This window comes from Paenalicyclobacillus cellulosilyticus (assembly GCF_014647315.1).
Lineage (GTDB): Bacteria > Bacillota > Bacilli > Alicyclobacillales > Alicyclobacillaceae > Alicyclobacillus_J > Alicyclobacillus_J cellulosilyticus.
The window spans coordinates 1-24,241 of sequence record NZ_BMOY01000030.1 but is presented as its reverse complement, the minus strand read 5'-3'; the positions used below and the strand labels follow the sequence as shown (position 1 = coordinate 24,241).

Genomic DNA, 24,241 nt, shown 5'->3' with positions numbered 1-24,241 from the left:
ACGGTCAGATGCCGAGCCGGGCCAGGATGGTGTCCACGTGCTTCAGGTGCCAAGCGGGATCGAAACAAGCGTCCAATTCCTCTTGCGTCAGTTTTTCCTTCACCAGCGGCGACTCGCGGATCAGCTCATAGAACGGACGCTCCTCTTCCCACGCGCGCATCGCGCACGGCTGGACGGCGTCGTACGCCTCCTCCCGCGACACGCCCTTGTCGATGAGGGCGGTGAGCACCCGCTGCGAGTAGGTCAGGCCGAACGTCCGCTCCATGTTGCGCTTCATACGCTCGGGATACACGCGCAGGTCGGCGAGGATGCGGTTCATCCGGTGCAGCATGTAATCGATGAGAATCGTCGCGTCCGGGATGATGACCCGCTCGACCGACGAGTGGCTGATGTCCCGCTCGTGCCAGAGCACCACGTCTTCAAGCGCCGGCACCACGTACCCGCGCAGGATGCGCGCCAGGCCGCTTATCTGCTCGCAGCCGACCGGATTGCGCTTGTGCGGCATCGCGGACGACCCTTTTTGGCCTTCGTAGAACGGCTCCTCCACCTCGCGCACTTCCGACTTCTGCAGGGCGCGGATCTCGGTGGCCATCTTGTCCAGGGTGGTGCCGGTCAAGGCGAGGGCGAACAAAAACTCCGCGTGGCGATCCCGCTGCAGGGTCTGGGTGCTGATGGGCGCCGGTTTGAGCCCGAGGCGGTGGCAGACGTACTCCTCGACGCGCGGATCGACGTTGGCGTACGTACCGACGGCGCCGGAGATCTTGCCGTAGCGCATCCGCTCGGCGGCCGCCTCGAACCGCTCCAGGTCCCGCAGCAACTCCGCGTACCACAGGGCGGCCTTGAGGCCGAAGGTGGTCGGCTCCGCGTGCACCCCGTGCGTGCGGCCCATCATGATGGTGTACCGGTGTTTGTCCGCCAGCTGCCGGAGCGTGGCGAGCAACGCCGCGAAATCCTGGCGGATGATTTTCACCGCTTCCTGAATTTGCGCGGAGAGGGCCGTATCGACCACGTCGGTCGAAGTGAGGCCGTAATGCACCCATTTGCGTTCCGGGCCGAGCGATTCGGACACCGCGCGCGTGAACGCCACCACGTCGTGGCGGGTCTGCTGCTCCAGTTCAAGCACCCGCTCGACGCGGAACGTGGCGCGATCGCGGATCTTGGCGGCGTCCTCCTCCGGGATGACGCCGATGCTCGCCCACGCCTCGACGGCGAGGACCTCGACCTTCAGCCACCAACGAAATCGTTCCTCCAGCGTCCACAAACGGCCCATCTCCGGCCGCGTATACCGTTCAATCACCCATCGCCGCCCCTTTCACGACGTGTGCGCCGTGCGAAATTCGCACGGCGCCGCATCGTTTTGCGCCTTCAGTGTACCCTTGGCGGCCATCGCGCGTCAACCAAAATCCGAACGATATTTCTTCCAATCACGTAGAACGTTCGGTGTTCCGGCCGCGCGCCGCCGATCGCGCCGTGCTCCCCGGTCAGGCTTCCGGTTCCGGACCAAAGACCCCGAGCGCCCGCACGGTGGCGATGGCATCCTCGACCCGGTCGGCGAGAATGTTCAGGTGCCCCATCTTCCGCTTCGGCTTCGCCTCCGCTTTGCCGTAGAGGTGGAGCTTCACATGATCCGGCAGCCGCGGCACCAGGTCGAGCACCGGTGCGAGGTGCTCGCCGAGGATGTTCACCATCACGACCGGGGTGAGCAGGGTCGTCCTGCCCAGCGGCAGGCCGCAGATGGCGCGGATGTGTTGTTCAAACTGGGAGGTCATGCAGGCGTCCATGGTGTAGTGGCCCGAGTTGTGCGGGCGCGGCGCCAGCTCGTTCACGTACAGGCGTCCGTCGCCGTCGAGGAACATCTCCACCGCCAGCAGCCCCACCACGCCGAGTGCGCCGGCCACCGCCTCGGCCAGGCGCTGCGCCTCGGCTTGGATCTCGCCCGGGATGCGCGCCGGGACGACGGACATGTGCAGGATGTGCTGGCGGTGGATGTTCTCGGCGACCGGAAAGCTCTGCACCCGCCCGTCCGCAGTGCGCGCCACGATGACCGACAGCTCGTGCGCAAACGGCACAAACTGTTCCAGGATGAGCGGCGCTTCATCCAGGCCATCGTCCATCGCGCCGGGGTGCGCCGTGCCATGCCCCGCCGGCGCCCGCCGTGCGCGCTTGGCCACCCCCTCTGCGGCCCACGCGCCCGCACCCGCGGCCCAGGCGGCCTGTGCGTCCTCCCGGCTGTGCAGGAGCCACTGCCCCTTGCCGTCGTAGCCGCCCGTCGTGGTCTTCAGCACCGCCGGCAGGCCAATGTCGTCCACCGCCGCGCTGAGGTCTTCCCACGTCGTGACGGGCCGGTATGCCGCCACCGGCGCGCCCGCCCGGGTGACGGCCGCCTTCTCGCGCAGGCGGTGCTGGGTGATGCGCAACAGTTCGCTGCCCTGCGGCACGTACGCCGTCTCCGCGAGGACGCGGGCGACGCCCGCGTCCACGTTTTCGAACTCGTAGGTCACCACGTCGCAGCGCGCCGCCAGGTCGCGCGCGGCGGCGAGATCGTCATACGCGGCGACGATTTGGCCGTCCGCCACCTGGCCGCAGGGGGAATCGGGGGTCGGGTCGAGCGTCCAGAACCGGTAGCCCATGGCCCGCCCCGCCAAGGCCATCATCCGCCCCAGTTGGCCGCCGCCGAGGACGCCGATGGTGGCGCCGGGCAGGATGACGCGCCAACCGTCCCTCCGCGCGGCCGTCATCCCGCACTCCCCCCCGCGCCGCTTTCCCCGCCCGGTTCGCCACTTCGGCGGACCGCCTCCGCCAAAGCCGCGCGCCTGGCCGCCAAGCGTTGGCGCAGCTGTGGGTCGGAGAGGGCGAGGATCTGCGCCGCCAACAGCCCTGCATTCGCCGCCCCCGCCGGGCCGATGGCCACCGTCGCCACCGGCACCCCGGCCGGCATCTGGACGATGGAGAGCAGCGAGTCCAGGCCGTTCAAGCTCGACGACTTGACGGGCACGCCGATGACAGGCAGCACCGTCTTCGCCGCCACCATCCCCGGCAGGTGGGCCGCCCCGCCCGCGCCGGCGATGATGACCTTGATGCCGCGCGCCGCCGCCGACTCGGCATAGGCAAACATGTCGTCCGGCGTGCGGTGGGCGGAGACCACCCGCTTCTCATACGGGACGCCCAGCTCGTCGAGCACCTCACACGCCCGCGCCATCGTCTCCCAATCGGAATGGCTGCCCATGATGACCCCGACCAACGGCGACACGCCATCTACCCCCTTGTGCAAAGAAGCACGCGCAAGCGTGCTTCTTTGCGGATGTCTGCAAGGCCGGGCGCCGCAAGGCAGCCCGGCAACGCACAAGCCGGAAACCGGTCAACCCAGCCAGATATACCGCCAGCCCGCCAGGATGGCGATGACGACCATCAGCCAGTGGACCTTGACGTGATCGCGGCCGGCTAGCCAGAGGATGGCGTTGATGACCACGAAGAACGTGAAACCCAACGCGATGCCGTTGGAGATGCTGTACGTCAGCGGCATCGCGATGATGGTCAAGAACGCCGGGATGGCCAAGGCCATGTTGTCCCACTCGATGTGGCGCACCGCCGACATCATCAGGATGCCGACGATGATGAGCGCCGGCGCCGTCGCCTGATCCGGGATGATGCCGGCAATGGGCGCCAAGAACAGCGACAACAGGAACAGCACGCCGACGGTGGTGGCGGTGAGCCCCGTGCGGCCGCCCGCCGCGATGCCCGATCCGCTCTCCACGTACGCGGTGATGGTGCTGGTGCCAAGCAACGCGCCGATGCTCACGCCGCAGGCGTCCACCAGCATCGCCCGTCCCAGCCGCCGCTGCCCCTCTTCCCCCTCCAGGAGGCCTGCCTTGTTTGCGGTGCCCACCAGCGTCCCGAAAGTGTCGAACAGCTCGACGAACGTGAAGGTGAACAGGGCGCTGATGAGCCCGTAGTGGAACACGCCCGCCAAATCCAGCTTGCCGACGGCAAGGTGGCTGAGGTCGGGGAACCACTGCGGGTGCTTGAGGCTTGACACGTTGGTCACGCCCATCGGGATACCGATGATGGTCGTGGCCAGGATGCCCAACAGGATGGCGCCCGGGATGCGCAGCGCCAACAGGACGGCGGTGATGAACAGCCCGATGAGCGTCAGCACCGTCTGCGGGCTGTGCAGGGAACCGAGCACCGGCAGCCAGGAGAAGTTGTCGATGGCGCTGCCCGGCGCGTAGCTGGTCGTGGCGCTGCCGGTGAACTGCATCCCCATCAGGTCGCCGATCTTAAAGCCGATGATGGTGATGAACAGCCCGATACCGACCGTGATGGCGTACTTGAGCGAATCGGGGACGGCCTTGACCAACAGCTGCCGGATCTGCGTGATGGTGAGAATGATGAAGACGATGCCGGAGATGAACACGCAGCCCAACGCCGTCTGCCAGCTCATCTGCCCGTGGTTGCTCGCCGCAATCACGGCAAAATACGCGTTGAGTCCCATGCCGGGCGCCAGCGCGATGGGGTAATTGACGATGAGGCCCATCAGCAAAGTGACGATGCCCGCGCCGACGCACGTGGCGAAAAACACCGCCTTCGGGTCCATCCCGGTCGCTGAAAGAATGCTCGGATTGACGAACAGGATGTACGCCATGGTCATGAACGTGGTTAAGCCCGCGACAATCTCGCGGCCGACGGTCGTATTGTACCGCCGCAATTGAAAGAATGCTTCCAAATCCGACACCCTCCTCTGTCTGGCATGGATCCCCCGCGGGGCCTGCTGCCGGCCTTTGGCCAGCGGCTGCCGCCGCTCACCCGGCGCCAGGATGGCCGCGGCGGGCTTACTCCCACTCGATGGTCGCCGGCGGCTTCGTGGTGATGTCGTAGACCACGCGGTTGACCCCCGGCACCTCGTTGACGATGCGGGTCGAGATCCGCGCGAGCACGTCGTACGGAATGCGCGCCCAGTCGGCCGTCATCCCCTCCTGCGACTGCACGGCGCGCACGGCGATGGTGTGGGCGTAGGTGCGTTCGTCCCCCATCACGCCGACGCTCCGGATGCCGGTGAGCACCGTGAAGTACTGCCAAATCTCGCGGTCGAGGCCCGCACGGGCTATCTCCTCCCGCAAGATGGCGTCCGACGCGCGGACGATGGCCAGCTTGTCCGGCGTCACCTCGCCGATGATCCGGATGGCGAGCCCCGGCCCAGGGAACGGCTGCCGCCAGACCAACTCCCGCGGCAGGCCGAGCGCCTCGCCCAGCGCCCGCACCTCGTCCTTGAACAGCTCGCGCAGCGGCTCAATCAGCGTAAAGCGCATGTCTTCCGGCAGCCCGCCCACGTTGTGGTGCGACTTGATGGTGGCCGCCGTCGCCGTCCCGCTCTCAATGACGTCGGTGTACAAGGTGCCTTGCACCAAGAAGTCGAACGGACCCAGGCGCGTGGATGCGTCCTCGAACACCCGGATGAACTCCTCGCCGATGATCTTGCGCTTCTGTTCCGGGTCGCTCACCCCGCGCAGCCGGGCCAGGAACCGGTCCGCCGCATCGATGCGCACGACCTGAATGCCAAGCCCGTCCTTGAGCGACGCCATCACCGCCGCCGCCTCGCCCTGGCGGAGCAGGCCGTGATCGACAAACACGGCGGTGAGCTGCTCCCCCACTGCCCGGTGGACGAGCGCCGCCGCCACCGACGAGTCCACCCCGCCCGAGAGGGCGCACAAGACACGCCGGGAACCCACCTGCGCCCGTACCCTCGCCACCGTCTCGTCGATGAGCGAGGACATGGTCCAATCTCCCCGGCAGCCGCAGACGTCATAGAGGAAGTTGCGCAGCACCGACATGCCGTGTTCGCTGTGATGCACCTCGGGGTGGTACTGCACCGCGTAGATGCGGCGCGCCGGGTCGTGCATCGCCGCGATGGCGCCGCTGTCGGTACGGGCGTCGGTGACGAAGCCCGGCGGCGCGGCGGCGACCACATCGGTGTGGCTCATCCAGACCGCCTGTTCCTCCGGTTGACCGCGGAACAAGGCGCCGGCGGACGGCTCAAGCCGCATGCGGGTGCGGCCGTACTCGCGCACCGCACCGCGATCGACGCGGGCCGAGAAGCGCTTCGCCACCAACTGCATCCCGTAGCAAATGCCGAGGATGGGCACACCGAGCTCCCAGACGCCAGGGTCGACGTCGGGCGCCCCTTCCTCGTACACGCTGCGCGGTCCGCCGCTGAAGACGATGCCTTTGAGGTCGCGCCGCGCCAATTCCGCTGCGGGCACGTGGTAGGGAAGCAGTTCACTGTGGACATGGAGTTCGCGGATGCGGCGGGCGATGAGCTGGTTGTACTGACCGCCGAAGTCCAACACCACGACCGTCTCGTGTTCCGCCATCTCTTCACTCCTCACCGGCAGTGGATGGGCGTCCGCCAAGGCAGGCAGCTTGGACAGACAAAAAGAAAAACCCCGGCACGCCGTATCGTCTGTAGGTTAACCCTCATCGCAAACACGATACGAGGCAGCCGGAGTCACACGCGCGCACCAGGGCAGCAAAGACAAACAGGCGCCCTTTCGCGCGCCGCCGTGCGCAAGACCGACCTCGTAGCCAGGACGATTTAAGGTCGTCCGGTAGAGACAGCCGAGCCATATTCCCGGCTTTATACGGGGTCAGAACCCTATGCGGTTCCCAGTTCGCCCTCATTCTACTGAATGCGGCAGACAGGCGTCAATGCATGGCCGCGCATCAGCCCGGGGCGGATCAACCGCCCACGTACTTCGTCGGATCGACGGAGACAGGGTAACCGGAACTGTCAAACCCGGTGGCGATGGTGAAGTGCAGGTGCGGTCCGGTGGAAAACCCGTTGCTGCCCACGCCGGCTATCTGCTGCCCGGCGTGCACAATCTCCCCCGGTTTGACCTTGATCTCCCATGCGTACATATGGCCGTAGATCTCAAACAACCCGTTGGCCGATTCAATCACAATCCAGTCGCCAAACCCGCTGGCCGGACCGGCGTACAACACCTTGCCGCCTGTGGCGGCGACAATCGGCGTCCCGATGGGCGCCGGGATGTCGATCCCGTTGTGGAACTCCCGGGTACCATCCGACCAGGTCCGCCATCCGTACCCGGAGCTGATGGTGTGATACCCCGGCACCGGCCAGACCCATCCGTCCGACGGGCCCGTGTACGTGCCCACTTCGGACTGGAGCTGTTGAATGAGCGCCTTGAGGTTCTGCATGGCGCTCGTCTCGTTCTGCAGCGCGATCTCCTCTTGCCGCTGCTGGTCTTTCACGTCTGCCAGCAGGCGTCGCTCGCGCCGCTCGGCCATCTGTACCTGGGTCTGTTTGTTGATGAGCGCGACGTAGACGTGGCGGGCCGCTTGCTGTTGTCGGACGAGCTCGGACCGGTTCGCCTCCAGCCGGCGCTTGGCCGCCTGGATCTCGTCGAGCACCTGCCGGTCCTCGGCCGCAATCATCGACAGCAGCTGCATCCGGTCCAAGAAGTCGGCAAAACTCGTCGCGGAGAACAGGACGTCCAGGTAGCTGGCCTGGCCGGCCATGTACATCACGCGCAGCCGCCGCTGCAAGACGCCGTACTGCTGTGCGATGTGCGCTTCGGTGCGCGCAATCTGGCGTTTGACACGCGCGATGGCCAAGTTTCTGCGGTAGATCTCAAGGCGCGTCGAGGCGATGCTGCGGTTGAGGTCGTCAATCTGGTGTTCGATTTGGACAATCTGAGCCTCCAACTGCCGCTGCTGTGCCTTGAGGGACTGCAGGTGATTGAGTGTCTGCACCTTCTGCGCCTCAAGGGCTTGCATCTTTTGTTTGGCTTCCGTCAGCTTGTCCGCATAGCTTGGCGGTGCGTCCAGCCAAGGGACCCACAGCGCCGCGGCCAGCGCCAAACCGAACGCGCGCAGCCCTGCCTGGCGCGGATTCCATCGCAAAGCCAAGCACCTCGCTCGGTCTCGCCGCTCCCGGCGGCGATATACCCGGGGTGACCAATTCGACGCGCTTCGCCGAATTCCTCCTCTTGGCGCCGCGGAATCCGCGTTGGCTTCGACACCATCCGCCTCGCCTGCGCCGCTCGATTTCAATCCTCTTTCAATCCTGCACAGCTACGCTAGAGTCGTCCGAACGCTTCAGGCCATCTTCAGACGGAAGGGGTTCCGATGCGCGCATGCGGTCACGGGTGCAACACGTGCGCTGGCACCATCTCGTGCTCGCATTCCTGACGGCGCTCTCCGCGTTTTTGAACCTGTTCGCCCTTTGGCAGGAGGGCTACGGCAACGAGTACTACGCGGCGGCCGTCAAGAGCATGACGATGAGCTGGCACAACTTCTTTTTCAATTCCTTCGATCCAGGCGGTTTCATCACCATCGACAAACCGCCGGTCGGGTTCTGGCTGCAGGTGCTCTCCGTCAAGGTGTTCGGGTTTCACGGGTGGGCGCTCTTGTTGCCACAAGCGCTGGCCGGTGTCGCCTGCGTGCTTGTCGTCTACCGGCTCGTCCGGCGCCACTTCGGCGTGTACGGCGGCTTGCTTGCGGCGGCCGTGATGGCGTTGACACCCATCGCAGTCGCCGTGTCGCGGACGAACGAGATCGACACCACCCTCGTCCTCGCCATGTTGCTGGCAGCGTGGTGCTTGTGGATCGCCATCGAGCGGCGATCGCTCGGATGGCTGCTCGCCAGCGCCGCGGTGGAGGGCGTGGCGTTCAACATCAAGATGATGGAAGCCTATCTCGCCCTGCCTGCGTTTTACGTCACCTATTTCCTCGTCAGCGACCTGCGCTGGCGGCGTAAACTCGTGCACCTCGCCGCCATGACCGCCGTGTTGTTGGCGGTGTCGTTCTCCTGGCCGGTGGCGGTGGACCTGACGCCGGCCAGCGCACGCCCGTGGGTGGGCAGCACGCAGACGAACAATGAGATGGAGCTTATCTTCGGCTACAACGGTCTGGAGCGGCTCCTCGGCCGCTCGTTCGGCCACGCATTCCACCGCCAGGGAGCAGCGGCCACACCCGCCGCGGCCGCCACAGGCCAAGGCGGATTCGCCGGGCCGGCAGGCGGGAACTTCACGGGCCGCGGCGGCAACTTTCCTGGCCCCGGAATGTTTGCCGGCCGTGGCAATGCACCAGGTTTGAACGGCCAGATGCCGGGCGCCAACGGCAACCGGCCCGGCTTCGCAGGCTTCCCTGGCTTTGCCGGCCGCGGCGGCTTCGGCGGCGGTTTTGACAACGGTGCGCCAGGTCCCCTTCGCCTGTTCCAGCGCGCGTTGGGCGGCCAAATCGCGTGGCTGTTGGCGCTCGCCCTGCTGTCGTCCATTCCGGCTTTGCGCCACGTTCGCTGGCGCAAACCGCTGTCCGCCGAAGAGAAGGGGACCGTGTTCTGGTTGGCTTGGCTGCTGCCGATGGCGGCGTTCTTCAGCGTCGCCGGGTTCTTCCATCCCTATTACATGATCACGATGGCGCCGGGCATCGCCGGACTGACGGCGGCCGGCCTGCTGCAAATGTGGCGGGACTGGCAGGCGCGAACCCGCTGGAAGTGGTGGTTGCCCGCGCTGTTCGCCCTCAATCTGTTGGTGGAATATCACATCGTTTGGCCGTATCCGTCTCTGCGCGTCGCGCTGGTGCTGCCGAGCGGTGTGGCGGCCCTCGTCGCAGCCGTCATGCTGTGGAAGGTACACGAGTGGCCGCTGCAAACGCGAGCGGGCAGTGTGCTCGGGCTGGCCGCGCTCTTGATCCCGCCCGGGTATTGGTCGCTGACGCCCATCCTGTACGGTGTCAATCCGACCATCCCGTCCGCCGGCCCCCCGGCACGGCTCGCCGCGAACACCTCCTTCCCCGCGGCAGGCCGGGCAGCGAACTGGCCCGGCAACTTCCCGGTTGCACCCGGAACGGGCGGCGGGTTCGGCGGCCGGTTCCGTGGCCGGTTCGGCGGCGGCAACCACGGCGGCTTCGGTGAATTTGGCGGCGGTTTCGGCGGCTTCGGTGGCTTCGGTGGCGAAGCACGGGTCAGCGCGGCGCTCATCCGCTACCTGGTCCAGCACTACAGCCATCAACCCGGTTCGTTCCTCGTGGCGACGACCAACGCCATGACCGCGGCACCCATCATCCTCGACACCGGGTTGCCGGTGATGGCGATGGGCGGCTTCACCGGATCCGATCCCGCGATGACGGTGCAGAAGCTGGCGCAGATGACCGCGGCCGGCAAGGTGAAGTACTTCCTCATCCCCGGCGCAGGCGGGTTCGGGTTCGGCGGCCGGGAAGGGCAAGCGTCGGTGTTGGCGTGGATCCAGGCACACTGCGCCGTCGTGCCGGAGAGCGCATGGGCCGGCGCGGGGGCGGCCGCCACAGGCAGCGGTGCGGGCGCAGGCACGGTCGACCTTGGCGGCCGCGGATTGACCCTGTACGTCTACACCGGGAAATGACGGGCGATGCCCCAGGGAGGGGATGCAGATGTACGAACGGGTGTCATCCAGCACATCCACGGCCCCTTCGGCCCACGGCACGGGAGGGGAAGGGGGCGGCCGCGGCGTCCGCCTGTCGGTCGTCGTACCGGTATTCAACGAGCAAGACGTGATCCGCATCACCCACCAACGCCTCTGCAGCGTCCTCGCGGCGTTGGGTGAACCGTACGAGATTGTCTACGTCGATGACGGCAGCCAGGACGAGACGCCGGCCATCCTCGACGAGATGGCCGCGGCGCACCCAGATGTCCGGGTGATCCACTTCTCCCGCAACTTCGGGCACCAAGCCGCCATCTCCGCCGGGATCGATCACGCCCGCGGCGATGCGGTCGTGGTGATAGACGCGGACCTCCAGGACCCGCCGGAGCTCATCCCGCGCCTGGTCGAACGGTGGCAAGCCGGATACGACGTGGTCTACGCCCGGCGGATGGAACGCCAGGGCGAGTCATGGTTCAAACGGTCGACGGCGCGCTGGTTTTACCGCGGCCTGCGCCGGCTGGCGGACATCCCGATCCCGCTCGACACCGGCGACTTCCGGTTGATGGACCGGCGGGTGTGCGCGGTGCTCAGGGCGCTGCCGGAGCACCACCGGTTCTTGCGCGGCTTGGTGGCATGGGCGGGATTCCGCCAGATTGCGGTCGAGTACGTACGCGAGCCGCGCCTCGCGGGTACGAGCAAGTATTCCCTGCGCAAGATGCTGCGCCTCGCCGCCGACGCCGTCACCTCGTTTTCCTACCGGCCGCTGCGCTGGCCGTTGTACGCAGGCGCAGGCTGGACGGTGGCCACCCTCGCCCTGATGGCGGGCGAAGCTTGGCGGATGTCCTTCGCGCACCATGGGATATCCGGGGCGAGCCTGCTCATCACGTTCAGCCTGCTTGGCGACGGCGTGCTGCTGTTGTCGGTCGGCGTGTTGGGACAGTACGTGGCGCGTATCCACGACGAAGCGAGGCGGCGGCCGTTGTACATCGTGCGCGAAGTGGTGGGCGGGAGACCATCCGCGCAGGAGGGCAACCGGTGAGACGGGCGGACATCTGGCGCCGGGCGCGCCGCTTTGCCTGCATCGGGGTGCTCAACACGGGCGTCGATTGGGGGGTGTTTTTCGCCCTTGCCCACGGCCTGCGCTGGCCGCTGTGGATCTGCCAAGCCAGCGCGTATGCCGCCGGCGTGGCCAACAGCTATGTGTGGAACCGGCGGTTCACCTTCGCCGCCGGCCGCTTCCGCCCCAGCGAGCCGCTGCGCTTTGTCTCCGTCAACGTCTGTTCGCTGGCGCTCTCGGCGGCGGGCCTCGCCTGGCTGACGCACGAGAAGTGGCCTTGGTATGCAGCCAAAGCGGCGGTGACCGTGCTCACGCTGGCGGTGAACTTTGCCGGAAGCCAGTGGTGGGTGTTCCGCCCGGCACCATCAGCCGGTACCCCACGCCGCGGATGGTCTTGAGGTACACCGGATCCTTCGGATTCTCCTCAATCTTCTCCCGCAGATGGGACACGTGCGCATCGACAATCCGCGTGTCGGGCGACGCCGCATACCCCCAGACGTGTTCCAGGAGCTGGTTGCGGGAGAGGACGCGATCGCGGTTGAGCATGAAGTAGTGCAACAACTCGAACTCCTTCGGGGTCAGCTCGACCGCTTCGCCGCGCACGAACACCTGGTGGCGCACCGGATCGAGGACGATGTCGCCGACCCGCAGCACCTCGGATGCGCCCCCCTCCCCGTCGGCATCGCCTCCGTCCGGCCCGCGCCGCCGCAGCACCGCGCGCGCTCGCGCCACGAGTTCACGCGGACTGAACGGTTTGGTCACGTAGTCGTCCGCGCCCAGTTCCAGCCCGAGGATGCGGTCCACCTCTTCCTCGCGCGCGGTGAGCAGAATGATGGGCACCCAAATCCGTTCCTGGCGCAGGCGCCGGCAGACCTCCAATCCGTCCATCCCGGGCAGCATGATGTCCAAGATGACCACGCAAAACGCATCCGGTTGCTTGCGGATGCGCTCGTACGCTTCGCTGCCGTCGGCACAGACCGAAGTCGGAAACCCGGCGCGCTGGAAGTGGTATTCCACCAATTTGCGGATGGCTGGCTCATCGTCGACAATCAGCACCTCGCCGCGCATCCATGCCTGGGGCTCCATCCGAGATATCCCCCCATCCACCGGTGGTCACGCCATCACCGGTCCTCACACTATGAATGGTACGTGTGCAATGTAAAGTGACGGTGAAGGAGGGATGAACGGAGCGTAAAAGATGCGCCATCCAAACCAGGAAAAAATTAGAGAGCACCGGGCGTGCGCGCTCCCGATGCTCCTTGGGTCACTCAAACGGCACGGTGACCGCCGGCGGCCGTCCCGTCCATGATGGCGGAGAGGATTTCTTGCTCCAAATGGTAGAAAGCCGCGTCCCTCGGGCGCGGCCGCGGCAGGCGGACCGTCCATTCCCCGGCGATGGTGCCGCCAGCCATGAGGACAATCCGGTCGGCCAGCGCGATGGCTTCCGCCACATCGTGGGTCACGAGCACGGCGGTGAACCCGTGCGCCCGCCAGACGTCCTCGACCAGCCGTTGCATCTCCAGCCGCGTCAGCGCGTCGAGGGCGCCGAGCGGTTCATCCAACAGCAAGAGCCGTGGCCGGCTGGCGAGCGCCCGCGCCAAGGCCACGCGCTGGCGCTGGCCGCCGGAGAGGGTGTGCGGCCAAGCCCGTGCTTTCTCCAGCAAACCGACTTGGGCCAAGGCGGCGCGCGCGGCTTCGTCCGCATCCTCGCCCCGCGCGCCCAGCCGGACGTTGTCGATCACGCGCTTCCACGGCAGCAGGCGCGCGTCTTGGAACATCATCCGCACCCCGCCGTCGCGCGCTCCGGTGCGCCAAGCGACCTCCACCTTGCCGGCATCCGGCTGCGCAAGACCTGCCATCAGGCGCAGCAAGGTGCTTTTCCCGCAGCCGCTGCGCCCCACGATGGCGAGAAACTCGCCCGGTTGCGCGGCCAGGTTCAACCCTTGGATGACCGGGTGGCCGTCGAACGACTTCCATACACCCGCCAACGCGATGGGCACACCCGGCCGTTCCGCCGTCTGCTTGGCCTGCGCGGCAGCGTCTGTCACTGGGCGTCACCTCCCCAAGTCACCCGCCACGGCAGCAGCCACCGTTCCAACAGCCGCGCCACGACATCGGACAGTTTGCCGAGCAGCGCGTACAGCACGATGCCCAGCACCACCACGTCCATCTGCACGAACTCCCGGGCGTTCATCACCATATACCCGATGCCCGCATCGGCGGATATGGTCTCGGCTACGATGAGGGTGGTCCACGTGATGCCCAGCGCGTAGCGCACGCCGACCAAGATGGACGGCAGTGCGCCCGGGAACAACACATGCCGGTAGAACGCCCATCCTGTCAGGCCGTACATCCGCGCCATCTCCACCAACCCTGCGTCCACCCCGCGCACGCCGTGGTAGGTGTTCAGATACACCGGGAACATGGCGCCGAGCGCGACCAGGAACTCCTTCGCCGTCTCGCCAATCCCGAACCACAAGATGACGAGCGGGATCAGCGCCAGGTGCGGGATGGTGCGGATCATCTGGACGCTGCTGTCGAGCAGGCGGTCGGCCACGGAGAACACCCCGTTGACCAGGCCCAGGAGAAGCCCCGTCCCTGCCCCGACGGCAAACCCGATGGCTGCCCGCCGTGCGCTGACCGCGATGTCTTGCCACAGTTCACCCGTATGCGCGAGCGAGAGGAACGCCTGCACCACCGCGATGGGCGTCGGCAACACCCGCGTCGGAATGACGCCGGCGCTGCCCAGCGCCTGCCAGACGACCACCGCCAAGGCAGGCACCAGCCAGGGAGACAGCCGCCGCCATAACCCGTTGCCCCAGCCGTGTGCGCGGCGCCACGCAGCCTGCACCCCGGGAAGGTGCGCGCCAGGGTCCGGCGCCCGCGCGGGTGTTTCCGTCCCCTGCGCAGGGACGTCCGGGACGGCAGCGCCGTCCCCAGCCCACTCATGTTCTTGCCCCGCCGCATCAGTGTGCACTGGCCGCAGGCGGATGCTCATTGGCCACCACCTCACCAAAAGGGCCGTACCAGCGGCTGCCGAGCCCCGACTGGGGCCGGTCGAGCGGCAGGCGCGGAAACACCAGCTCCGCGACGCGGTACGCCTCCTCCAGGTGCGGATACCCGGACAAAATGAACGTTTCAATCCCCACTTCCGCATACTCGATCAGCCGGTTGGCGACCGTCTGCGGATCCCCGACGATGGCGGTGCCGGCGCCGCCGCGGACGAGACCGACGCCCGCCCACAGGTTGGGCGCAATCTCCAACTGGTCGCGCCGGCCGCGGTGCAGTTGCGACATCCGCTGCTGGCCCACCGAATCGAAGCGGGCGAACACACGCTGTGCCTCGGCGATGGTTTCATCATCCAAATATTGAATCAATTCTTCCGCCGCGCGCCACGCCTCCCTGTCCGTCTCCCGCACGATGATGTGGACACGCAACCCGAACCGCACCTTCCGGCCTTGCTGGCGCGCCAGCTGGCGCACTGTCCGCACCTTCTCCGCCACCTGCGGGAGCGGTTCACCCCACGTGAGGTAGACGTCGACATGCTTGGCCGCCACCTCCATCGCCACCGGGGACGACCCGCCGAAGTACAACGGCGGGTACGGGCGCTGCACCGCCGGGAAGAGCAGCCGTGCGCCCTCCACCCGCAAGTGCTGGCCCTGGAACGTGACCTCCTCCCCCGCCAACACCTGCCGCCAGACGGTGAGGAACTCATCCGTCAGCGCGTAGCGGGTGTCGTGGTCGAGGAACAGCCCATCCCCTGCCAATTCCACCGGATCGCCGCCGGTGACCACGTTGATGAGCAGGCGGCCATCGGAAAGCCGGTCGAACGTGGCGGCCATCCGCGCAGCCAACGTCGGGGACATCAAACCGGGCCGCACCGCGACCAAGAATTTCAACCGTTTCGTGAGCGGGATGAGCGAGGCGGCCGTCACCCAGGCGTCTTCGCACGACCTGCCGGTCGGCAAGAGCACGCCGTCGTACCCGAGGCGATCCGCCGCCACCGCAATCTGCCCGGCGTAGCCGTGGTCAAACGCGCGCCCGCCGTACGCTGTGCCGAGGTACCTGCCGTCGCCGTGCGTCGGGATGAACCAGAACACCTGCATTATCGAGCAGCCCCCTTTGCGGCCGCAGCCTGATTCGGCCACGGCACCGCATACGTATCGTCCTTGACGTGGATGGGCTTCGGGATCAAGTGCAGTTGATAGAACGTGTCGGCAATGACCTGTTGTTGTTGCACCACCGCCGGCGTGATGGGTTCCACGCCGTAGTTGCGGCGATTGGCCGCCAGGTCGAGCGACTGGACGTCGATGCCCAGTTGCGGCGAGAGCAGTTTCGCCGTCTCATGGCGGTGGGTGCGGATCCAAGCGTCTTCCTGCTCAATCTCCGCCAAGAGCGCCTTGATGACGTCCGGATGCTGGAGAGCGAACGTGCGCTGCGCCAAGTAGAACTCTTGGTTGGCCACCAGGCCCTTGCCGTCGATCAGGACACGGGCGTGATCGGCCGTCTCCGCCGCCGCGTAGTACGGGTCCCAGATCACCCAGGCATCGACGCTGCCACGCTCAAACGCCGCCCGGGCGTCGGCCGGTGCCAGGTACACCGGATGGATGTCGCTGTACTTGAGCCCCGCCTTCTGGAGCACCCGCACCAACAGGTAATGGACGTTCGACCCCTTGTTGAGCGCAATCCGCTTGCCCTTGAGGTCCGAAATGGTTTTGATCTGCGAATGGGCGGGCACCAGGATGCCTTCGCTGGCCGGGCTCGGTTGCTCATGCGCCAGATAGACAAACGGCACCCCGGCCGCCTGCGCGAATACCGGCGGGGCCTCCCCGGTGTGACCGATGTCGATGCTGCCCGCGTTGAGCGCTTCGAGCAACTGCGGCCCGCCCGGGAACTCAATCCATTGCACTTGGTAGCCGAGCGCCTTGAGCCGTTTCTCCAAGCCGCCGGTGGCCTTGAGGATGTTGAGCGTTCCGTACTTTTGATAGCCGATGCGGACCACCTGCCGGGCCGGCTGGGCCGCGTGCTTCGCGCGCGCTTGCACGAATCCTGCCCCCGCTGGCGGCAGTGCGGCAACCACCGCGAGCGCGGCCACGCCCGCGAGCAGCGCGCTTCCCCATACTGCCCTCTGCATCATGCACTCACTCCTTTCGGTTGTGCCAGCGCCAGCCGGTCGACGGCGTTGTCGAGCCGGCGCACGACATCGGGATCGCGAACGACGCCTTGGCCGTCGCGCCACTCCACCGCCGCGTCGAGCACGTACACCCCTTGCAGCACATGTTCGGCACCGAGCGCTGCGAGCACCGGGCGCAACGCATAATCGATGACCAACAGGTGCGCGAGCGTCCCGCCCATGGCGATGGGCAAGACCACCTTGCCGGCCAAGCTCTGCTGCGGCAACAGGTCAAGATACGCCTTCAGCAGTCCGGTGTACGAAGCCTTGTACACGGGAGACGCGATGACCACCACGTCCGCCGTCGCCAACCGGACCTGTGCCTCGAGCAGCGCCTCACTGTCCGCTTCGCCGCGGAGCAGCGCGTCGGGCGGCAAGCGGCGAGCCTGAATCCATGCCACCGTGTGTCCCGCCCACCGCAACCGCTCTTCCAGAAGGGACAGGACCACTTCCAAACGGGATCGCTCCGACAGCGTCCCCGAGATGATGACCACCTTTGCCATGCGCGTCTCCTCCTCACCGCGCAGGCCGCTCGCCGTAACGGCCAGGCCTGCGCCGGACGTTACGCCGGGAATGTTTGATAATCCTTGATCCACACCGACACCGGCGCCCCTGGGTGAAGCGCCCACTGTGCCTCGCGCGGTACGAACGCCCGCAGCACGAGGCCGTCCTGCAACTCGACTTGCACGGCGTGCACCGGCCCCTTGGCAATCTTGCGCCGAATCCGGGCCCGCGGCCCGACGGGAGGTCCGTCGGGTGGCGCCACCACGACGTCGGTCGGCCGGATCACGACGCGTACCCGCGCCCCGTCCTGGAACGGGTGGGCGGACAAGCGGATGGGGCCGAGGCTGACGGCCCCGCCGACCACCTGCCGTTCAATTTCGTTCACGTCTCCGACGAAGGTGGCGACGAACGGCGTGGCCGGCGATTCGAGGATCTGCTGCGGGGTGCCGAACTGGAGCAGCTCCCCGTCGTGGAACACCATCACCCGGTCGGCCACCTCGAACGCCTCGTCCTGGTCATGGGTCACGAAGATGCTCGTGATGCCGACTTCTTCGTGCACGCGCCGCACCCACTCGCGCAATTCCTTGCGGACTTTGGTGTCAATGGCCGCGAACGGTTCGTCGAGCAAGAGCACGCTCGGCTTGGGTGCCAACGCCCGCGCCAGCGCCACCCGCTGCGCCTGCCCGCCGGAAAGCTGCGACGGGTAACGGTCCTCGAAACCGGAGAGCCGGACGAGGCGGAGCAACTCGGCGACCCGCTCCCGAATCTCCGCACGGCGCATGCGCTGGACGCGCAGGCCGAATGCGATGTTCTCAAACACCGTCATGTGCGGAAACAAGGCGTAATTCTGGAACACCACGCCCACACCGCGGCGCTGGGGCGGGAGCGGATCGACCAAGCGGCCGTGGATGTAGATCTCGCCGGCGGTCTGCGGCTCCAAACCGGCAATCATCCGCAACAAGGTGGTCTTGCCGCTGCCGCTGGGACCGAGCAGGCCGACCATCTCCCCCGTCTCGACGGTGAAGCTGACGCCGCGCACCGCGGGTACGCCGGGCGTGTAATGCTTGACGAGGTTGCGAACCTCAATGCTCATGCGCCAACCCTCCTTTGCGCCGCAAGAACTGCATGAAGAGGAGCATCACGAACGAGGCGGAGGCAAGGATGAGCGATACCGCGTCGGCCGCCGCCATGTTGTGTTCGACGGTCGCTTGGTACACGTAGAGCGGCGCGGTCTGCGTCACACCCACCAGGTTGCCGGAGACGACCAGGACGGCCCCGAACTCACCGAGGCTGCGGGCCACGGTCAGCACCACGGCGTAATACAAGCTCCAGCGAATGCTCGGCAGGGTGACCCGCACGAACGTCCGCCACCGTGAAGCGCCAAGGGTGTACGCGGCCTCCTCGGCCGCCCGGCCGGTCAGCTGCAGCGCCGGCACCAGTTCCCGCACCACCAGCGGATACGTGACGAGCAGGCTGGCCATCACCATGCCCGGGAGCGCGAAGACGACGTGGATGCCATGGGCTTGCAACCACTGCCCCAAGCCGGTGTTGGGACCGTAAACCAACAGCAACGCCAACCCGGCGATGACGGGCGAGAGGGCGAACGGCAGGTCCGCGACGGCTGAAACCAACCAGCGGCCGGGAAAGCGGTGCTTCGTCAACAACGTCGCCGTCCACAAACCGAACACCACGTTGAACAGCACCGTCCACGCGGTGACCACCGCCGACAGCCGGAGCGAGGCGACGGCTTCCGGCTGCGCGAGGCTCTGCACAAACCCTGCCACCCCCGCCTGCAGCGCACCGGAGATGAGCCCCGCGAGCGGCAAGAGGAGCATCACGCCCAGCCATACCCAGGTAAAGACCCCTGCAGCCGCCCACCGGCCGATCCGCCGGGCCAACGCGGCGGCCAAGCGGCCTGCGTGCAGGACCGCTTGGCGCCCTGCTGCGGGGCGCGCGCTCGCCCTTGCCGTCGGCGAAACCGGCGCGCCTTGACCTGGACCACCCGCCACGGCACCCGCGCCGCGCAGCCGCGCCGCGTGACGGTGCTCCAACCAAGCGGCCACCGCGTGGGCAGCCAGGGCGATGAGGAGCAGGTCGACCGACATGGCGGCCGCGCCGAACGGATCGTCATTCTCGAGCAATCCGTAAAGGTACACCGGGGCGACCAGCGTCTGGCCGGGGAGGTTGCCGGAGATGACGACCACCGAACCAAACTCCGCCATGGCGCGGCTGAACGTCAAGCAAAACCCGCTGGCAATTCCCGGCCAAACCATCGGCAGCACGACTTCGCGCAGCGTCCGCCAGCGCGAAGCGCCGAGCGTCCACGCCGCCTCTTCCATGCGCCGGTCCAGCCCGGCAAGCACCGGCTGCACGGTGCGCACCGCGTACGGCAGGGTGACAAACGCCATCGCCAGCACCACCCCGGCGGGGGCATACGCCACGGCGAGATGACGGGCCGCAAGCCACGCCCCGATGGGCGAGACGGGTGAATACAGAAGCAACAGCATCAACCCGCTCACCGTGGTGGGGACGCCGAGCGGCAGGTCGAGCAAGGTGTCGAGCAGGCGGCGGCCTGGAAAGCGGCCACGGACGAGAGCAAACGCGACGGCGGTGCCGGCCGCCGTGTTGATGCCGGCCGCCAACAACCCTGCCGTCACCGACAGGCCGAGCGCCGCACGGCCCAGCGGATCGGTGAGCGGATGCCAGAAGCCCGGCCAGCCGTGCACCAAGGCCATGCGGATCACGCTGCCCACCGGCAGCACCACGAGCAGCAACAGATAGCTGCCGACGGCGGCCAAACCCAGGTACAGGGTGAGCGGCCGGCTGGCGTGTACCGCCCACCGCCGCGGCGCGGCGGGGGCCGGTTGCAGAACGGAGACGGTCGACACCTTGCACTCCCCCCTTGGCGATGACAGGCTACGATGTTCTCCGCCCGGCGCCGTGCACAGGGCTACATAGCGCCCGGCGGAACGGCTGTTCCGTCACTTGCGCTCTGCCAAGACTTGGTCAAAGATGGCACCTTGGGCAAACAAGGTCTGGTTGACCTTCGCCCATCCGCCGAGCGAGGCGATGGTAAACAATTGCGGCGGGGTGGTGTAGCGGGATTTGACCTCGTTCCACACGGCCGGGTTCACCGGCCGGAAACCGTTGGCCGCGAAGATGCGCTGCGCGACCGGGCTGCGCAAAAACGCCACAAACGCCTCCGCCACCTGGCGGTTGCCGTGCGCATCGACGTTTTTGTCGATGACCGCCACCGGGTTCTCGATGAGCAGCGTGGCCTTGGGAATGACCTCCGTGAAGTCGCGGCGGTTGTGGCTCTCGCGCAGGATGTCGTCCTCATAGCCGACCACCGCGTCGCCGATGCCGTTGAGGAAGGTGGTCATCGAGGCTTCACCCGACTTGTCGAGCACCTTCACGTTGCGCACGATGGACGCGAGCAGTTTTTTGGCGTCCGCCGCCGACCCGCGCTTGAGACCCGCCCCGTAGATGGCCGTGATGTCCCACTTGGCGCCCCCCGATGTCTGCGGATTGGGCAGATCCACCACCACACCGGGTTTTGCCAGGTCAGTCCAGTCGCGAATGTGCTTCGGATTCCCTTTGCGCACTCCGATGGCGACGATAGAGTCGGTTACCATGCCGTGGTACGGATCGTTCTGCCAATCATGGGTGATGTAGCCCGCCTTTTTGATTCGGTCGATATCGTCCGCCAGCGACAGCGCCGCCACATCCACCGGCAATCCGCTGGCAATCGCCCGCGACTCTGCACCGGAGGCGTCGTACGAGTCTTTGAAGATGACCGTCTGGCCTGTCTTCTGCTTCCAATAGCGCTGGAACGCAGGGAAGATTTGGTCCTCGTAAACGTCTTTGGTCGTGCTGTACGACCCGAAAGTCAGCGTCACCGTGTCCGGTGTCCCGTCCTTCGCCCGATCGTCCTTCGCCCGATGCGCCGCCGTTTTGTGCACCGTACCGTGCGCCGCCGCGTCCGCTGCCGCCGCACCAATGGACGTCAGCGCCACCGCCGCGGCGGTCCCTCCCAACCACCAGCGCAACCGTTGTATCTGCCGCTTGCTGTGCCTCATGTTGCTTGCACTCCTCCTTGGCGCCGCCGTGACAAAAAGAGGCAGATCTCCCGCCTGCAGAGCTTGCACGGGGTTGCGCCGTGCGCTCCGCGTGGCGTGAAACCTGCCTCTCGTCGTCGAGTCGGCGATATGGATTTGTCATGCGGATGTTGTTTTCGTCCTATCTTGGCTCCAAGCGTATCATAAAGCCCGTCATTCGTCAACTATACCTATGGGAACACTCGACTTTTGGCCGCGTTCTTCGATCCGCCCTTGCCCCCTGGCTGCAAGGGAAAGCGCACTTTTTCAATCCGCTCAATTTGCGTGACCTGGGCATCGTGCACCGTGATCTGCACCGTACCGTATTCCAAGCCTTGTTTGGCGCGCGCGACATGGTACAGGATTTCGCGCATCCGTTCGTCTTCGCAACCCGGGATGGCTGGCTTGCCGGATTCCTTCGGGTCGTTCGCCGGTCCGTTCGCCATGCGGTTCACCCCTTCGTCCGCCCTGCCTGAATGGCGCTTTGCGTCTCTGCCATGGTGATATCGGCGGCAGATGGCACCTGTGTACATCGCGCGACCGGCGTGCCCTCCGGCCAGCCTGCGAACGCAGCCGGCTCGCCTTCCATCGGGATCCGCCGTGCCAACAGATCGGACAAACGCGTGTTGTCCAGCACATGCGCCACCGTCTCCCGGACGAGGAGCCACAACGGACGCAGGAGACAGTGCGCTTCGAGCGGACACGGGTCGTACGCGGTGACACTCACACACCCCATGGGCGCCAGCGGCCCTTCCAGCGACCGGATGACTTGGCCAATGACAATCTCCTCCGGCGGGACACGCAACGCGTACCCTCCTTGCGTGCCGCGCTTGCTGCGGGTCAAGCCGAGATGTTTCAGTTGCAGCAAAATCTGTTCCAGGTACTTGACCGGGACCGCCGTCTTTGCCGCAATCTCGTGGATGGACATCCACTCCGTTTCGGATGCGCCCAGGACCAGCAGGGCACGCAACGCGTATTCACCCCGGCTTGACACTTTCATGCCCTGCACCCCAATTCTCGATAATCTCGATTGAATTAATAGAGATTAAGGACAGCATAAACGTCGCGCCCAACACCCACCTCCGCCACCATGTGAAGGTGAAGCGTGGTTAATTCCGATTAAACACATGTAATTACACAGCGAATTTTGGCTGAATTGTAGCACCTGCGCCGCCTCGTTGTCAATGCGCTCACCGCCTCGTCAACGCGACGGGAGGAAGCGCATGCACCCGACTTGTGCAAAGTTGCCGCGCATGACTCGTCAAGTGTATCATGTTGTGTGCATCATCATGAAGAGTCCTCTGGTATTGAAGATAGAAGGTGCCGACTTGCCCATCGACTTTCTGGACCCGGGCAATCGAAACACGTACGCAGGGCGCGAAGCGCACCCAAGCTGGCGGAATGCCATGCTGTCCCTGGTGGACGCACGCGGGTTCCGCGTCGCCGACATCGGCTGCGGTGGGGGCATATACGCGCGGGCGTGGCTGGAACTGGGAGCCAGCACCGTGATCGGCGTCGACTCGTCTCCGGTGATGCTGGAGGCGGCGCGGGAGCATGCCGGCAGCGACCCGCGGCTGTCGTTCGTCAGCGGGGATGCCGCCACCAGACTGGCGGACAATTCCATGGATCTCGCTTTCGCCCGGGCGCTCATCCATCACCTGTCAGACATTCGCCCCTTCATTTTCGAAGCGCACCGCATTCTCGCCCCCGGCGGCCGGCTGGTCATCCAGGACCGCACTCCGGATGATGTCGATCTCCCCGGCTCAACGGCCCATATTCGCGGCTACTTCTTCGAACGTTTCCCGAGGCTGCTCGAGATTGAGCGATCGCGGCGCTGGACGAAGGAACAAGTGGCAACCGCCATGCGCCAAGCGGGCTTCACCGGTGTGGCGACGGTGACATTTTGGGAAATCCGCCGGATATACCAATCGTCGGCCGAACTGACGGCAGACCTGCGAGCCCGTACGGGGCGGTCCATCCTTCATCACCTCGCCGACGACGAGCTGGAGGACCTCATTTCATTCATCGGGCGAAAGCTCTCCGGCACTGGCCGAAGCCCCATCGCCGAGGCGGATCGCTGGACGGTGTGGTGCGGGCGAAAACGGGCGGCGCAGGGGGAGTGCGGATGAAGGTGCAAGGCTTCAACCATGTGACCATCGACGTGAGCGACCTGGAACGTTCCCTCACGTTTTATACCCAGGTTCTTGGCATGCGTTTGGTGCACAAGGCGCGCCACGATGCGTACCTCGAATGGGGTATGGCTTGGGTTTGCCTGCAGGAGCGGCCAGCTCTCCCGAAACCGCGGCCGCAGTTGGGAGTCAACCATGTCGCTTTTTCCATCGCGCCGGATGATTTCCACGAAGCGGTGGCCGTGCTGCGGTCACACGGTGTCCCCATCGTCCGCGGCCCGGTTCAGCGCGGCGCCGGTTGGACCGTCAACTTCCTCGATCCCGACGGGATGCAGCTGGAACTGCACACATCGAACCTGGCAGCACGGATGGCGGTGTGGACCTGAGAGACACATGACAAAGGCTTCGGTATTCGGTGCCGAACGACGGGTCACCCAAAGCTGGCGAGCGTGGCGCGAACCACCGGATGCTTATTACACCATGCAGCATTTGGGGAGCAACCATGGTCTTCGTGGGCATGATCTTCTTCACTATGGCGCGGTGAGCGATGCCCTGCACGTTCATCACGGGAACCTCAGGCGCGCCCTTGCCGCGATACGGATCGCATTGGGCGGGGCAAAAAACAAAACGCGCCGCAGCGGCTGGTTTGCCGCCACGACGCGTTCTGTTTCTTTGGCGACGGCGACGCCAAGTCGCCAGGTTGCCATGCCGCACACAGCGGTTCCCTGCACGCCTGAGTCCGGTTCGATCCGGTGTGACGGCGGCGGATCGATTACAGGTCCATGCCGCCGCCCATGCCGCCGCCGGCCGGAGCCTTCTCCTTCTCCGGCTTGTCGGCCACCACCGCCTCGGTGGTCAGGAACAAC

The 24,241-nt window shown here is 66.2% G+C and carries 22 protein-coding genes and 1 riboswitch; of the genes, 5 read left to right on the top strand and 17 right to left on the bottom strand.

Translation table 11 applies throughout. The features are described from left to right. Window positions 1-4: 4 nt before the first annotated feature. The 6 genes from purB to IEX97_RS09550 all read right to left on the bottom strand — a co-directional run bounded on the left by purB (window position 5) and on the right by IEX97_RS09550 (window position 7,923). Entirely contained in the window at window positions 5-1,297 is a 1,293-nt protein-coding gene (gene purB / locus IEX97_RS09575; protein WP_188882643.1) for an adenylosuccinate lyase, read from the bottom strand. 184 nt (window positions 1,298-1,481) lie between these two features. Beyond that, on the bottom strand, window positions 1,482-2,738 hold the full coding sequence (locus tag IEX97_RS09570; RefSeq protein WP_188882641.1) for a 5-(carboxyamino)imidazole ribonucleotide synthase: 1,257 nt from the start codon (window positions 2,736-2,738) through the stop codon (window positions 1,482-1,484). Then, window positions 2,735-3,250 (bottom strand): 5-(carboxyamino)imidazole ribonucleotide mutase, encoded by a 516-nt coding sequence (gene purE / locus IEX97_RS09565; RefSeq protein WP_188882639.1) that lies wholly within the window; start codon window positions 3,248-3,250, stop codon window positions 2,735-2,737. The genes IEX97_RS09570 and purE overlap by 4 nt, the downstream gene beginning before the upstream one ends. 108 nt (window positions 3,251-3,358) lie before the next feature. After that, window positions 3,359-4,723 (bottom strand): NCS2 family permease, encoded by a 1,365-nt coding sequence (locus tag IEX97_RS09560; RefSeq protein ID WP_188882665.1) that lies wholly within the window; start codon window positions 4,721-4,723, stop codon window positions 3,359-3,361. A 106-nt stretch (window positions 4,724-4,829) separates the two neighbouring features. Continuing rightward, window positions 4,830-6,368: a glutamine-hydrolyzing GMP synthase gene (guaA, locus tag IEX97_RS09555; protein WP_188882637.1), complete on the bottom strand. Its 1,539-nt coding sequence runs from the start codon at window positions 6,366-6,368 to the stop codon at window positions 4,830-4,832. Between the two features lie 188 nt (window positions 6,369-6,556). Beyond that, window positions 6,557-6,659, bottom strand: a riboswitch (purine riboswitch). A 73-nt stretch (window positions 6,660-6,732) separates the two neighbouring features. Then, window positions 6,733-7,923, bottom strand: coding sequence for a murein hydrolase activator EnvC family protein (locus tag IEX97_RS09550; RefSeq protein WP_188882635.1), 1,191 nt, complete (start codon window positions 7,921-7,923; stop codon window positions 6,733-6,735). A gap of 227 nt (window positions 7,924-8,150) precedes the next feature. On the opposite strand from IEX97_RS09550, the gene IEX97_RS09545 reads away from it, so the two are divergent. Genes IEX97_RS09545 through IEX97_RS09535 form a run of 3 tightly spaced genes read left to right on the top strand, consistent with a single transcriptional unit; the run spans window position 8,151 to window position 11,870 of the window. Further along, window positions 8,151-10,397, top strand: a complete 2,247-nt coding sequence (locus IEX97_RS09545; RefSeq protein WP_188882633.1) for a glycosyltransferase family 39 protein — start codon at window positions 8,151-8,153, stop codon at window positions 10,395-10,397. A 28-nt stretch (window positions 10,398-10,425) separates the two neighbouring features. Further along, on the top strand, window positions 10,426-11,454 hold the full coding sequence (locus IEX97_RS09540; protein ID WP_188882631.1) for a glycosyltransferase family 2 protein: 1,029 nt from the start codon (window positions 10,426-10,428) through the stop codon (window positions 11,452-11,454). Then, window positions 11,451-11,870: a GtrA family protein gene (locus IEX97_RS09535; protein ID WP_188882629.1), complete on the top strand. Its 420-nt coding sequence runs from the start codon at window positions 11,451-11,453 to the stop codon at window positions 11,868-11,870. Before IEX97_RS09540 ends, IEX97_RS09535 begins: the two co-directional genes overlap by 4 nt. Here IEX97_RS09535 and IEX97_RS09530 read toward each other — a convergent pair. The 11 genes from IEX97_RS09530 to IEX97_RS09480 form a co-directional block, all read right to left on the bottom strand. Next, on the bottom strand, window positions 11,782-12,558 hold the full coding sequence (locus IEX97_RS09530; RefSeq protein WP_308426200.1) for a response regulator transcription factor: 777 nt from the start codon (window positions 12,556-12,558) through the stop codon (window positions 11,782-11,784). The two genes, IEX97_RS09535 and IEX97_RS09530, sit on opposite strands and share 89 nt — an antisense overlap. A gap of 182 nt (window positions 12,559-12,740) precedes the next feature. After that, window positions 12,741-13,520, bottom strand: coding sequence for an ABC transporter ATP-binding protein (locus IEX97_RS09525; protein WP_188882627.1), 780 nt, complete (start codon window positions 13,518-13,520; stop codon window positions 12,741-12,743). Continuing rightward, window positions 13,517-14,470: an aliphatic sulfonate ABC transporter permease SsuC gene (ssuC, locus tag IEX97_RS09520; protein WP_188882625.1), complete on the bottom strand. Its 954-nt coding sequence runs from the start codon at window positions 14,468-14,470 to the stop codon at window positions 13,517-13,519. Before ssuC ends, IEX97_RS09525 begins: the two co-directional genes overlap by 4 nt. Further along, window positions 14,439-15,578 carry an FMNH2-dependent alkanesulfonate monooxygenase gene (gene ssuD, locus IEX97_RS09515; protein ID WP_188882623.1) on the bottom strand — a complete coding sequence of 380 codons (1,140 nt, stop codon included), beginning with the start codon at window positions 15,576-15,578 and terminating at the stop codon, window positions 14,439-14,441. Before ssuD ends, ssuC begins: the two co-directional genes overlap by 32 nt. Beyond that, window positions 15,578-16,609, bottom strand: coding sequence for a sulfonate ABC transporter substrate-binding protein (locus IEX97_RS09510; RefSeq protein ID WP_373289431.1), 1,032 nt, complete (start codon window positions 16,607-16,609; stop codon window positions 15,578-15,580). Before IEX97_RS09510 ends, ssuD begins: the two co-directional genes overlap by 1 nt. Next, window positions 16,606-17,148: an NADPH-dependent FMN reductase gene (ssuE, locus tag IEX97_RS09505; protein WP_188882620.1), complete on the bottom strand. Its 543-nt coding sequence runs from the start codon at window positions 17,146-17,148 to the stop codon at window positions 16,606-16,608. The genes IEX97_RS09510 and ssuE overlap by 4 nt, the downstream gene beginning before the upstream one ends. Window positions 17,149-17,207: 59 nt before the next feature. Further along, window positions 17,208-18,242 (bottom strand): ABC transporter ATP-binding protein, encoded by a 1,035-nt coding sequence (locus IEX97_RS09500; protein ID WP_188882619.1) that lies wholly within the window; start codon window positions 18,240-18,242, stop codon window positions 17,208-17,210. Further along, window positions 18,232-20,037: a sulfate ABC transporter permease subunit gene (locus tag IEX97_RS13595; protein WP_229776748.1), complete on the bottom strand. Its 1,806-nt coding sequence runs from the start codon at window positions 20,035-20,037 to the stop codon at window positions 18,232-18,234. Before IEX97_RS13595 ends, IEX97_RS09500 begins: the two co-directional genes overlap by 11 nt. Before the next feature lie 93 nt (window positions 20,038-20,130). Beyond that, window positions 20,131-21,228 (bottom strand): sulfate ABC transporter substrate-binding protein, encoded by a 1,098-nt coding sequence (locus IEX97_RS09490; protein WP_188882617.1) that lies wholly within the window; start codon window positions 21,226-21,228, stop codon window positions 20,131-20,133. Between the two features lie 209 nt (window positions 21,229-21,437). After that, on the bottom strand, window positions 21,438-21,620 hold the full coding sequence (locus tag IEX97_RS09485) for a YezD family protein (RefSeq protein ID WP_188882659.1): 183 nt from the start codon (window positions 21,618-21,620) through the stop codon (window positions 21,438-21,440). Window positions 21,621-21,697: 77 nt separating this feature from the next. Then, window positions 21,698-22,246 carry an RrF2 family transcriptional regulator gene (locus IEX97_RS09480; RefSeq protein ID WP_188882616.1) on the bottom strand — a complete coding sequence of 183 codons (549 nt, stop codon included), beginning with the start codon at window positions 22,244-22,246 and terminating at the stop codon, window positions 21,698-21,700. A gap of 328 nt (window positions 22,247-22,574) precedes the next feature. On the opposite strand from IEX97_RS09480, the gene IEX97_RS09475 reads away from it, so the two are divergent. Further along, a complete protein-coding gene (locus tag IEX97_RS09475; RefSeq protein ID WP_229776746.1) occupies window positions 22,575-23,375 on the top strand; it encodes a class I SAM-dependent methyltransferase in 801 nt (266 codons plus the stop codon). Continuing rightward, window positions 23,372-23,761: a VOC family protein gene (locus IEX97_RS09470; protein WP_188882613.1), complete on the top strand. Its 390-nt coding sequence runs from the start codon at window positions 23,372-23,374 to the stop codon at window positions 23,759-23,761. The genes IEX97_RS09475 and IEX97_RS09470 overlap by 4 nt, the downstream gene beginning before the upstream one ends. Window positions 23,762-24,241 lie beyond the last annotated feature (480 nt).